Origin of the sequence: Tolypothrix bouteillei VB521301 (assembly GCF_000760695.4) — a bacterium.
In the GTDB taxonomy this organism is placed as follows: domain Bacteria; phylum Cyanobacteriota; class Cyanobacteriia; order Cyanobacteriales; family Nostocaceae; genus Scytonema; species Scytonema bouteillei_A.
Genome location: NZ_JHEG04000001.1, coordinates 2,927,637 through 2,939,435 on the forward strand (window position 1 = coordinate 2,927,637; position 11,799 = coordinate 2,939,435).

Genomic DNA, 11,799 nt, shown 5'->3' on the forward strand with positions numbered 1-11,799 from the left:
ATTAGTTAAATATTTAATGTTAGATAAGTTTTATTTATGCCATCATTTGGTTCAATATTCTTTTCTTAATTATCCTAATTTTTTGACTTTTACGTTGATTGTAACCTCTTGGTACTTCAAATTGAAATGCGGAATGTGGGGAATAAGGCTTGTAAGTTTCCAATCAATTAGTTTCCCTAGCAAGTAGGGACAGCGTGATACAGCAACAGCAAAGCTCGAAGCAACAGTGGTCAGTTTCCAATCAATTAGTTTCCCTAGCGAGTAGGGACCCCTCTAGTTTAGACCCTTACCCCGTAAGGAGTCCAGAGGCAGTTTGCGAGGGGGTCAGAAATTGAGACGGGAAAAGGGAAAAAACTCATCATAAAAATCGCTGAAACGCTTATAGGACAGGGCGGCGAGGGGGTCAACGGAAGAATCGGTGTTTCAGACTTTTACCGACCCCCTCGCCGCTAATTAGACAATTATCGAACCAGGTAGCTCTGTTACGGGAGGACCAACGCCCCAAGTCTCGACTTGTCCCCAAGTGTGCTGGGACAAAGGATAAAATCGCACGCTGTCTTCTGCAAGTTTTACCTTCTTCTTCAGCCTTTGACAAAGTTCTTTGTACTTACTTGGGGGTAATTGGCACTCAAAAACTGAGTACTGTACGCGCTTGCCATATCCTTCTAACAAATCTGATACCTTTTTGCGCCGTTTGTCGCAAGGAATATCATAAGCTACCACGTATAACATGAACTAACGAATTAAATAAGGCTGGTACGCATGACTGGGATTGTAAACAAACTGCTTGTAAGCTTTGATTTGTTGAGTTAGCAAATCCCATTTGGGTTGTTTTTCCTCAAAGTCTGTTTGCACTTCCTCCTCCATACGCTGTAAAAATGCCTTGAGATACTTTCGCCGTCCAGAATCGTTTAAGTAACAACCCCCATCGCGGTATTCAAAATCTTGTGTATTTACAGTTTTAGTATTAACTAACCACAAAACTAAGGAATCCACAATAGGAGCGCGAAATTCCTCAATGAGATCCGAAGAAAGAGCAGCATGGCGTTCCGATCCTTGGTGCAGGCAAGCATAATAAGGATCGAGTCCCTGTACTTCTATCATTGCTAGTATGTGATTCCACAGCACTTGATAACCAAAACTCAACATGGCATTGACGGGGTTTCCTGGTGGACGGCGGCTGCGTCCGGTAAAGACGAATTCTGAATTGGTCAAACATTCTCCAAAAGCAGAAAAATATTGTGCCGCACCCGAACCTTCAAACCCCATTAATCGTTCCCAACTATCAGCTTCTGCAGCTTGCGAAACTAAATAATCCAGGCTTTGCAATGCTTGTTCCAACACTTGCGACTCAAGCCTCTTTCTCTGTCGTCGTAACAGCACGCGACTGTTTTTTAATTTTGCTTGTACGATCGCCCTAGCGGTAACGAGCTTTTCCACAGGTGACAGCTGCTGTTGATAGCGACACAATTGCCGATACCCCCGCTCAATAGGTAAGATTCGTCCGTAACAAAATCCCATGCGAGAAAGATAAACAATAGGAATATCTCGCCAAAGACAAGCACGAATTGCTTGCGTACTGACTTGTGACTTACCAAAAATCAGAACTTGTTCCAAGAGTGGTAACTGCACTTCAGCACAAATAGTCTCTCCCTGTTTGACGATCAACATTTCTTGCTGTAAAGAAACATAGCAATTCTGCTGGGAAACATATAGTGTTCTCATGGGTTGAGTTAAGGGTTAGTGGACAGTAGTTGGTAGTTATACTAAATCCGCGTCTTGTACCCCCCTTTATAATTCAGTCCGCGCAGGCGGACTTTGTTTGTATAGCCGTGATTTCAATCACTTTGTTTGTATAGCCATGATTTCAATCACAAACATATTTTTTCTTTGCGCCCGTACTCTTGAAATTTCCTACTCCACACCCTATTCCTCTTAACCTCTCCACCACCTACTTAAAGATGATTGACGCCGACGACTGGTATTTTCTCGTCTTGAATCGGAAGAAAGCACTTCAACACGCCGTTGTGGTTCCAACCAAGCAATAACTCTGTCAGCGACGCTAGATACTGCGAAAGTCGTTAAAGTAAGCAATAGTGTATTAATAATTACCGCAGCTAATCCCAAGGGGGCAATCAGCAAGATAATAAGAGTAATACCGCCCGTAAAAACAGACACTAAAGTGTTGCGTATGGTAGAAACACGCGGAGAAACGTACATAAAGATTGGCGATCGCTTGTCGTCTTTTGAAATTCTAGGTGTATAATATGCAGCGCTGCATGACATTAAGATATTCGATAAATCTTAAAAAAGCTCGAAAAAGAGAATAATTCACGGTTTCTTCACAAAGCACAAAAACCTTGCCAATCCTGGAATAGATTGATACAACATTGGGATAAGTCATATTTTCTATTTATCAACCTAGAGAAAAGTGGAACAAACCCCTAACAGGGGTCATTAGTTGCTGGTTACCAATCACCGTTAATATAAATGCGTAAAAAAGATACCTCTCACCCCTACAGCGATCGCTTAAGTTTTGAGCGACTGATGTTGCTGATTGCAACTTTACTGAAACATCCGGGAATTGGCTGTCCGGATGTCATGGAATTACCCAAAGACAAACATCACAATGCTCTAACACAAGTGCAACTAGGGCTGCGAAAACTAGCAGATGTTTTTGGAATCCAATTACCAGCCAATTATCCTTCTACACCAACATTGCGAAAAGACTTAGAAACCCTTCGAGAATACGGCATTCTAGATCGAAGGATGTATCGGTGGGGATACTATTTAGGTACGGGCGTCATGTCCCAAGAGGAACTGAAAGTTGCAGTGAATGCCATAGCGTCCCAAGCCAAATATCAAGGAGATTCCCAAGTCAGACGCATTCACGAGACTTTAAGCAAAAGGTTGCGAGGGTTAGATTTGCAACTCAACGGAGAATTTTTTTATCCCATCAGACAATATCTCAATCGTGCCATAGTCCATACCGATCCTGAAGAAATGGCAGAGAAAGGAAACAATCAAGACACCCTGTTCCACAAATTACCCATTTTGGAACAAGCCATTATCCAAGGATTGAATATTGAAATATCCCGAAGTAGCGACCTTTACGGTACCGGTCGAGTCGGACCAATACAAGTTGTTCCATTACAATTAATTTACCACGATATTGCTTGGTATTTACTGTACGAATACTGCCATGACGGACATTTAGCAATTGGGAGAATGAACCGATTCAAGAACTACTGTAAAGTTTTCAATGGATCGAGTAGGGGTACAGAAGCACAAAGATGCAGCCTAGCAAAAGCATATGAACTGCTAGAAAATGGTTGGGGACTCAATTTAGGAGAACCAAACGACCAACAGTTAGAATTGCAAGGTAAGCTAGAGTTTGTCACTGTCAAAGTACGTTTTTTTCATCCACTAGCTGCTTTCATCTTAGAAGGAGAACTCCGCCATCCCAATCAAGAAATTATCTCCGGTCCCGTAGATGAAATGACAGGTAAAATTAATTTTGTAGATTATACTATAGCGCTACCACCACGCTCTTTAAATGAGTTTTTGTTTTGGGTTTATCGTTATATGGATAAAGCTCAAGTCATTTCTCCTTCTTCTCTTGTGAAGAAACACCAGGAAGCCGCCAGCAATCTAGTAGCAAGATTTTAAAAATCATCTCTGTTGTGGGTTAAGAAGATTGTCGCGTGGGACAAGGACCTTTTATTAGTATGGTATTGCAATGCATGGAAATTGCCCTCAGAATAGAATTCTGGGGCTATACAAACAAAGTCCGCCTGCGCGGACTTCTTATTAAGTCCACGTAGGTGGACTTAGCCTGTATAGCCGCGATTTTAATCGCTTTTATTAGTATAGTATTGCAATGCATGAAAATTGCCCTCAGAATAGAATTCTGGGGCTACACAAACAAAGTCCGCCTGCGCGGACTTCTTATTAAGTCCACGTAGGTGGACTTAGCTTGTATAGCCGCGATTTCAATCGCTTTTATTAGTATGGTATCGCAATGCATGGAAAGACAGCGGGAGTATCCCTGAGAGTTCCAATTGCCCTCAGAATAGAATTCTGGGGCTACACAAACAAAGTCCGCCTGCGCGGACTTCTTATTAAGTCCACGTAGGTGGACTTAGCCTGTGTAGCCGCGATTTCAATCGCAAATGTAGCCCGTACAGCCGCGATTTCAATCGCAAACGTGTTTTTCACTCATTGGAATGCTCCCACTACCAACCTCATTTAAAAAGCCAATCAAGTAACTCGCGATCGAAGAGTTCTGGTTCTTCAAGCTGAGGCGCATGACTGCTCTTTTCAAATATGCGGATAGTCAAATTGCGGAATTTATCTCTTATGGGTTCCCACAAATACGGTGGTGGAACAAGGTAATCATAACGCCCAAGTGCAAGAAGCACGGGTGCTTGCAACTTGTCTAAGTTCTGAGTAATATCTATGTCCCGAAAAACCTCGCCCCAAACATAATCAAACACAGCCATATTAACCTCTATACCTTCCCAAAGTTTCGTCGCGTCGTAGTTGTAATCAAACCAACTTTTAGGTCCCATGAGAAGGCAAAAGGTAATAAAGGCTTTCTCAGGTGCAGCTTCTATTTCTTGAGGTAATCTAGCCAGGTTTTTAGCAAGAACTGCTTTGCGTTCGGGACAAACCGAGTCATTCAGATATCGTTCTGAAGCCTTATGGGCTTCATGGGAGTAACTCGGTGCTCCACATATCAGGACAACACCAGACACATTAGCAGGATATTTCTTGGCATACTCAAGAGCCATAAATGCATGCCCTGAATGACCAATAATGATAATATTATCCAAGCCTAATTCTTGTCTGACAAGCTCAATGTCATCAACAAGTCTGTCCAGTTGAAACTGAGTGGTGTCTTTACAATCGTAGGGCGGTGCGAAACCTCGATGATCGACAAAGACTAACTTTAGACTGTTACGAAGATTGCTCGAAAAGGTTCGAGAGTAATACAGGGAACTGCCAATGACGATCGCAGGAGTCCCATTACCCTCAACAATATACTGGAGTTGAAAACCGCTTGAATTTATATACCCTTTCAAAGACATAATATTCATAAAAGCAAAATTCAAGACTGGCTTGAGTGTTTGACTCAAAGGAGCAACTGAATAGATCTGCATTTCTACTCAGAAGCTGGCAATGAGCCTGGTCATGTGAGCATCCTACCTGCTTTGAATAACGAGCAGGCAAGATGCCCGCACCACAGGACATCACCAATCACCGTTTCTCGATCGCCAATTCCCAATTAATCCCAAAGTAGACCACCCAAAACGTCCCAAGTTCTGGGACCAACGATACCATCTACGCGCAAACTATTATCTGCTTGAAAGTTTCTTACAGCGTCCTCTGTTTGCTGTAAGAAATTTCCAGTATTGAGATCTCTACCAAGATAGCCTAAAGAAATGAGGATATTCTGTAGCAATCTTACAGATGAACCGGTGTCGCCACGTTTTACAGAAGGTAGTTCTCTAACCGCAGATGCTTGTACTTCGGGTTCCATAATTTGTTGTCCTTGAATAATGTACTAATTAATTCATCACACCCATCATCGGAAATTACGGTTTTTTAATGGTACTCACCAGGGTAATATTTTGCCAAGTCTTTTGCTTTCTAACTTTAGAATGATTAAAGAATTTATAAAAGACGAAAAATGAGCCAAAAAGGTTTCCAACTAGACTATTCGTGTCAGCTCCTGAAATAGTATAATTAAGAGTAAGTCAAAAAGCAAAACCGATTTTGACAACTCACTTTTTTATCTCCTGAAAAAGCGACAAGGCTGTTTGGCTGTGTGATGTGAGTTTAAGCATCGGATTATACAGTGGTCTTCTGCTGCATACTCCGTAGGAGGAGAGGCAACTCTACCAATCCTCAATGTCTTGTCAGATGAGCGGTAACTAATCGATACTGGTTGGGAACGGTTGTTCGCAATCAACAGGCACTACCGCCGGGGAGGAAAACCTACCTCACCCATCCCTTCAAAATTTAGGTATTGAAATTTCAAACATTAATTACGATCCTTACTGCGTAACTCAATGAGCGTTGATAATTCTTCGTGGCTGACTGCACCGACAAACTTAACCCTACTACAGGATGAAGTTCATGTCTGGCGAATTAACCTTGACCAATCAGATGCACAACTGCAACAATTGGCAGCGACTCTCTCTAGTGATGAAGTTTGTCGGGCTAAGCGGTTTTATAAAGAACAGCATCGGCAGCGTTTTATTGCCGGTCGGGGAATTTTACGTACTATTTTAAGTCGTTATTTGGAAATAGAACCGCAACTTTTACAGTTCGCTTACGAACCCTCTGGCAAACCTGTTTTAGATGATTCCTTTGCCGATCGCAAGCTGTGGTTTAATCTCACCCACTCTCAAGGGTTAGCTCTGTGTGCAGTGAGTTGCGATCGCAAAGTCGGTATAGATTTAGAATACGTTCGCCCAATTTCCGATGTTCTCAGTCTTGCCAATCGATTCTTTGCTCCTGGGGAGTATGCAGTGTTAAGTTCGCTGTCACCCCACCAAATGCAAGAAGTATTTTTCCGTTACTGGACTTGTAAAGAAGCATATTTAAAAGCAACTGGCGTGGGAATAGCACAATTAGAGCAAATCGAGGTTTTGCTGACACCGGGACAACCTGCTAAGCTCAAGACAGAGCAACAGTGGAGTCTACTAGAGATTGTACCTGATAGTAATTCTGTGGCGGCGATCGCTGTGGAAGGTTCTGGGATTCGTCTCACCCGTTGGCAGTATTGATTTGAAACCAGAGGGCTTCCCCATCTCGTTCCCAGCTAGAGGCTGGGAACGAGATGGGGGGTCAGACTGAATCCGTTTCTTGTACCCCCTTGATAATAATTAAATAATTAAGTCCGCGCAGGCGGACTTTGTTTGTATAGCCTCGATTTTCAATCGTTAGGGTAAAAGGGGTTGAAGACGTTGCTACATTTTACGAAAAACGACAGTCATCTCCAGTTGAAAACTCAGCCAATAGCCGAAAATAGCATAGAAAAGAAATTTATGAGAACTGAGTGCTTTGTGCAAGTCTAGAGATTCATAAAGAACATTTAAAGTACTGTCAAAGAGTCGCTGGTATTGATTCCAGGCACGAGTATTTAAACCGAAAATAAGTGTATCGTGAAAAGCGCGATCGATAAATTTTACGGGTTTCCAACCTCGATCGCGACCCAGGGATTCTAAAGTTTTGCGAGTATAAATGTGGAGGTGATAAGGAACATGCACTGAGTTATAGAAATCGGATAAATAAGGTTGATTTAAATCAATTTTATCTGCATTTGGTGTACCGATGAAAATATAACCACCAGGAGCAAGCATACGATCTAAATCGGCTATAAGTGCATGTGGATCTTCAACATGTTCGATAACATCCTGAAGCAAAATGTAATCAAAAGGACCTTTCTCCAGCGTTGCAGGATTGCCATATCCATTTTTGGGTGCGTAAGGATCGTAACCGTAACAATTTGTAAAACCGCGTTCTTGAAGATACTGTATAAACAAACCGTTAGCACAACCGTAATCAAGGATAGAGTGAGTTTTAGAAAATCCTTGTTTTGTCAGTTGTTTGTACAGATTATTGTATAATATCCGCAAAACCCAAGTTAACTTTGCATTAGCAAATGGGTATTTTGCATAGTAATGAGCCAAGTCTACAACGTCCAAGCAGTGAATGTTTTTGCACTTAGGGCATCGCCACACGGAAAATTTTTCATTCCTAAAAGCTCTGACATTACAGGGAAAGTTGCGAAATGCAGAAACATCTTGAAGGGATATAGTATAATCGCAAATCACACATTGATTGCGTTTTTGACCAATTTTGGGAAACGTGCGTGGGGATAAAGTAGGATTTGAGAGATTCGCGATCGTTGTATTTGACATCTGCAACTTTAATAACAATTGTGGAAACTGAGTGTTTTCCTGGAAAAGACCTCACCCCCAACCTCTTTTATGAACAGAGAGCTTGAAGCGTCGATTTTCTAGTGTGGGTTGGAAGCGATCGGGTGAGGTTTTTGGGATATACTCGTTTCCCAGCCAGAGTCTGGGAACGAGAGGTAACGACTAAGCGACGTTCAAGAAACCGCTTTCAATCAGGTACGCAGAGTAGGTCATAAATAACCTCGAATCAATGGGAGGGCAAATAATAGAGCTTCCTGCTAGAGCGTCAAGGGTTTCTTTACAGCTGATAATAGGTCTTTTTGCTTGTAGGTACAAATCTGGGATGGTTAGCCCTTCTTGGGACCACTTTTCAAGCAAGAAAGGACGCAGGGTGTACAAAGAATTATCCCCAGAAGATAGGCTCTTCATTAATTCTGATTGCCATGCATCATAAGGCATCAATTGGATGGGATAACCAAAAGAGCGCATCCAATCTACTAACATCTTTAAAGGTACTGGTTGGGGATGTTGTAAGTGGAACGCCTTGCCAATCGATTCTTTTTGCTGTGATAAATAAACAATTGCTTTGCTTACATAATCTACAGGAGACATATCCATCATGTAATCGACATCTGGAAAATACCCCATCTCCAGACAGCCTTTTATCATCAAGCAGATAAAGTCATTTGTATTGGATACGCCTGTTTCACTGTGTCCGCCAATTAATGGGGGTCTGTGGATTGTGATAGGTAGCCCGCGTGAGCCTGCTAGTTTGACTAATTTTTCAGCAACCCATTTTGTCTGAGAGTATCCTAGATATATACCTTCCCACTGGTCAAAACTATCTTGCTCTCTGACAACTTGACCGGCATAAACTGGAGATTCAAAGATTGCGACACTAGAAACGTAATGCAAGGGCTTAGTTTTGAGATTACTTGCCAAACGAATCACTTCTTGCGTGCCTAAAACATTAGCAGTTTTAAGTGCAGAGTAAGGATACACGTAATTCAACATAGCAGCGCTATGATATACAGCATCAAGATTAGCTGCTAGCATATCAAAGCCTTCCTGGCTCAAACCAAGAAGAGGCTGAGACAAATCTCCAGGAACAGCAATGATTCTGGAATTAAATTTTTCTTCCCAAATAGCATACTGTTGTAAATTTTGCTTCAGCTTGCGCTTCCCGTCTTCAGAATTAGATGCGCGTACCAAGCAGTAAATATCTGCATGAGTTGATTGCAGCAGTTCGTAAATAATAAAAGCCCCTAAATAGCCCGTTCCTCCTGTCAAAAAGACATTATTGAGTTCAGAAGGAAATTCAAAAGAAGATGCAGGACGGATACTTGGATCTAAAACAACTTCAGCACTCAAATCTAAAGTTTTAGCTTTTGCTGTAGGAGAATTTCCTCCAGATGCGTTCTTAGTATCTGAAACACCTGAATTTTTCTCTTGCGATTCTTCAGCCAAGCGTTCTGAAAGAGCCTCAATATTGGGATAATGCCACAACAGCATTGGCGACACTTCAAATCCAAGCATCTTCTCTGTATTGGTAATCAACACCATAGCTTGGGCAGAATTCAAACCATAACTATCTAAAGGCTCTCGAACATTAATTTCACGTGGTGAAATCTTTAATGCTTGTGCAAGATTGGATACTAACCATGCTTGAATTTCTTCTGCAGTGCGAGATTGATTTGAAACCATATTGACCTCTTGCGATTTTAGATTTTAAATTTTGGATTTTGGATTTGAGAATTTGGTATGACTCGTTTCCAGGCTCAGCCTGGGAATGATGAGTAGGAAGGAGGCTCCACCTCCATTGATTTACTCCCTTCTCGCTACACGACTGATATTCTTCTTTTCTTTCTTCGTGTCCTTTGCGTCTTTGCGGTTCATTTAAATCGGTAATCTTTTGCTAGAATAGGATTAGTTTTGAGGCAAAACCTCAATTTATGCATTCCCAGGCTGAACCTGGGAACGAGTTAGAGGAAATCGAACGAGGTAGAATGAGATAGAGACGGATAAATTATCTTTCCTCGCTCTCTAATTCCTCATTTTTAACTAGGGAGATATTGACCGTAGAAATCAGCCATTTGCAAACCTTGAATTTTCAAACTTTGAATGCGGTGTAAATATGCTGCTCCAGTCATAATGTGATGGGCGACATCAACAACTTTGCGATTAGTTGGTTCAGCAAGATAAGAACCACCGACCCAGTTATTAAAGCTTCCTATTGCAGGACCGCACCAAACTTGATAATCAACTTCTCTTCCCTTTTCTCCGCCAGTAGACCAACGAGAAGATAATCCTAAATACCATTTAAAAATTGCAGCCATTTTGATTTTGGGATTGCTGACTGCTTTGTTGAGTTTTTCCGGATTACTTTGGGATAAATAAGTTACGGTTTCTTCCCAGACTTGGTCTAAAGTCTTGCGGAAAATCTGTTTTTCTAACTTCTCTCGTTCTTGACTAGGAATATCATCAATTGAATTATAGTTTCTGTATAACTCATATAATTTTTGCGCTCTTAAAGCAAACATAGTTCCTTTCTTAAGAACTTGAAGTTTGACTCCCATTTCAAACATATCTGCAGCAGGAGCCATCATGACATCAGCCATATCAGCTTGCGCCAGTAATTTCTTGGTATATTCGCTTGTTCCAGCTTCAACACAGGATTGATTGATCGATCCTGTCACTACATAAGCAGCACCCATCATAAATCCTGCTAAAGCTGATTCTGGCGTACCAATTCCTCCTGCAACTCCCACTCGAATCGGTGTTGAGTAATGATATTGGTCTTGAATTTCATTCTTTAAAGCTAGAATCGAAGGTAACAGACACACGAGAGGGCGATTGTCTGTGTGACCGCCAGAATCTGCTTCCACAGTAATATCATCAGCTATGGGTAATTGCGCTGCTAAATTTGCCTGTAATTCAGTAATCAGCCCTTGTTGCACGAGTTCTTTTAAGATCTTGAGCGGTGCTGGTTGGAGAAATTTGCTAGCAACTTCTCGCCGAGAAATTTTAGCAAGGACTTTGTTTTTAATTTCAATTTGATTTGCTGCATTCACACCTAACCCCGCAGCACGATAATAGACAATATTTGGAGTTAAATCTAAAAATGCCGATGCTTCTATGGTTGTGACCCCATATTTGAGGTACAAATCCACAGCACGACGTTCAATAGTGGGTTCATTGGGGCTGTGAATCAAATTAAAAGCATAGGGACCTTGGGGTAAAGCTTCTTGGATGCGGTGAATCGCACCTTTGAGCCGATCCGGGCTCAATCCACCCGCACCAAAAGAACCTAATAGTTTTTCTTTCCCCAGTGCAATGACCATTTCTTCAGAAGCAATACCACCAGCCATCGCACCAGTCGAATAAGCACATTTCACGTCGTGAAACGACAAAAAACTAGAGTCGCCTAAATTTGCTGTTGATACGGGTGGAACTGTAAGTAACAGTTCTCCTTGTCCTGTTTTCCCATTATCTGTAAAAGAGAGATAACCATCGTTAGTAACACCTATTTTTCCAGCGACTCTAACGACATAGCATGGTCGATCTAATTTCAGCAATTTCTCTTTGATTGCTGAGTGTTCAAAAGCAACGCAATCTAAAGAGCCTTTCCAAACTTGATTTTGATAAAATGCGTTGCTGTGAAATTTCAGTCCGTTATCGTGGTTGCTTAAAACTGTATTTTCGGTTTTCACGATGATAATCCTTAGGTTTTAATTGCTAATGGCTAATGGCTAATGGCTAATGGCTAATGGCTAATGGCTAATGGCTAATGGCTAATGGCTAATGGCTAATGGCTAATGGCTAATGGCTAATGGTTGATGGCTAATGGTTGATGGTTGATAGCTAATGGATA

The 11,799-nt window shown here is 41.6% G+C and carries 10 protein-coding genes; 2 read left to right on the plus strand and 8 right to left on the minus strand.

From position 1 onward, the window contains the following. Positions 1–453: 453 nt before the first annotated feature. The 3 genes from cas2 to csx18 form a co-directional block, all read right to left on the minus strand. Positions 454–732 carry a CRISPR-associated endonuclease Cas2 gene (cas2, locus tag HC643_RS11665; RefSeq protein WP_038086147.1) on the minus strand — a complete coding sequence of 93 codons (279 nt, stop codon included), beginning with the start codon at positions 730–732 and terminating at the stop codon, positions 454–456. Positions 733–735: 3 nt separating this feature from the next. Continuing rightward, positions 736–1,725 carry a CRISPR-associated endonuclease Cas1 gene (gene cas1 / locus HC643_RS11670; RefSeq protein ID WP_038086149.1) on the minus strand — a complete coding sequence of 330 codons (990 nt, stop codon included), beginning with the start codon at positions 1,723–1,725 and terminating at the stop codon, positions 736–738. A 210-nt stretch (positions 1,726–1,935) separates the two neighbouring features. Next, entirely contained in the window at positions 1,936–2,286 is a 351-nt protein-coding gene (gene csx18 / locus HC643_RS11675; protein WP_336604346.1) for a CRISPR-associated protein Csx18, read from the minus strand. A 204-nt stretch (positions 2,287–2,490) separates the two neighbouring features. On the opposite strand from csx18, the gene HC643_RS11680 reads away from it, so the two are divergent. Then, positions 2,491–3,669, plus strand: coding sequence for a helix-turn-helix transcriptional regulator (locus tag HC643_RS11680; protein ID WP_038086152.1), 1,179 nt, complete (start codon positions 2,491–2,493; stop codon positions 3,667–3,669). A gap of 575 nt (positions 3,670–4,244) precedes the next feature. Here the strand turns inward: HC643_RS11680 and HC643_RS11685 are convergent. Together HC643_RS11685 and HC643_RS11690 are read right to left on the minus strand one after the other, a co-directional pair. Next, positions 4,245–5,162 carry an alpha/beta fold hydrolase gene (locus tag HC643_RS11685; protein ID WP_202048606.1) on the minus strand — a complete coding sequence of 306 codons (918 nt, stop codon included), beginning with the start codon at positions 5,160–5,162 and terminating at the stop codon, positions 4,245–4,247. Positions 5,163–5,287: 125 nt separating this feature from the next. Then, positions 5,288–5,542: a peptidoglycan-binding domain-containing protein gene (locus HC643_RS11690; RefSeq protein WP_038086154.1), complete on the minus strand. Its 255-nt coding sequence runs from the start codon at positions 5,540–5,542 to the stop codon at positions 5,288–5,290. A gap of 532 nt (positions 5,543–6,074) precedes the next feature. Between HC643_RS11690 and hetI the strand changes: the two genes are divergently transcribed. Next, the gene (gene hetI, locus HC643_RS11695) at positions 6,075–6,794 is read left to right on the plus strand and encodes a 4'-phosphopantetheinyl transferase HetI (RefSeq protein WP_038086155.1); all 720 of its coding nucleotides are present in this window, start codon (positions 6,075–6,077) and stop codon (positions 6,792–6,794) included. A 183-nt stretch (positions 6,795–6,977) separates the two neighbouring features. Here the strand turns inward: hetI and HC643_RS11700 are convergent, their stop codons facing one another. The 3 genes from HC643_RS11700 to HC643_RS11710 all read right to left on the minus strand — a co-directional run bounded on the left by HC643_RS11700 (position 6,978) and on the right by HC643_RS11710 (position 11,638). Then, positions 6,978–7,931 (minus strand): class I SAM-dependent methyltransferase, encoded by a 954-nt coding sequence (locus HC643_RS11700; protein WP_038086156.1) that lies wholly within the window; start codon positions 7,929–7,931, stop codon positions 6,978–6,980. A 180-nt stretch (positions 7,932–8,111) separates the two neighbouring features. Next, positions 8,112–9,632, minus strand: a complete 1,521-nt coding sequence (locus HC643_RS11705; protein WP_038086158.1) for a thioester reductase domain-containing protein — start codon at positions 9,630–9,632, stop codon at positions 8,112–8,114. A gap of 353 nt (positions 9,633–9,985) precedes the next feature. Continuing rightward, positions 9,986–11,638, minus strand: coding sequence for a PfaD family polyunsaturated fatty acid/polyketide biosynthesis protein (locus tag HC643_RS11710; protein WP_038086160.1), 1,653 nt, complete (start codon positions 11,636–11,638; stop codon positions 9,986–9,988). Positions 11,639–11,799 lie beyond the last annotated feature (161 nt).

Bases quoted from the DNA above. Each gene is read 5' to 3' on its own strand.
- cas1 (WP_038086149.1), bottom strand. From the start codon at position 1,725: ATGAGAACACTATATGTTTCCCAGCAGAATTGCTATGTTTCTTTACAG.
- HC643_RS11690 (WP_038086154.1), bottom strand. From the start codon at position 5,542: ATGGAACCCGAAGTACAAGCATCTGCGGTTAGAGAACTACCTTCTGTA.
- csx18 (WP_336604346.1), bottom strand. From the start codon at position 2,286: ATGTCATGCAGCGCTGCATATTATACACCTAGAATTTCAAAAGACGAC.
- HC643_RS11705 (WP_038086158.1), bottom strand. From the start codon at position 9,632: ATGGTTTCAAATCAATCTCGCACTGCAGAAGAAATTCAAGCATGGTTA.
- cas2 (WP_038086147.1), bottom strand. From the start codon at position 732: ATGTTATACGTGGTAGCTTATGATATTCCTTGCGACAAACGGCGCAAA.
- HC643_RS11685 (WP_202048606.1), bottom strand. From the start codon at position 5,162: ATGCAGATCTATTCAGTTGCTCCTTTGAGTCAAACACTCAAGCCAGTC.
- HC643_RS11680 (WP_038086152.1), top strand. From the start codon at position 2,491: ATGCGTAAAAAAGATACCTCTCACCCCTACAGCGATCGCTTAAGTTTT.
- HC643_RS11700 (WP_038086156.1), bottom strand. From the start codon at position 7,931: ATGTCAAATACAACGATCGCGAATCTCTCAAATCCTACTTTATCCCCA.
- hetI (WP_038086155.1), top strand. From the start codon at position 6,075: ATGAGCGTTGATAATTCTTCGTGGCTGACTGCACCGACAAACTTAACC.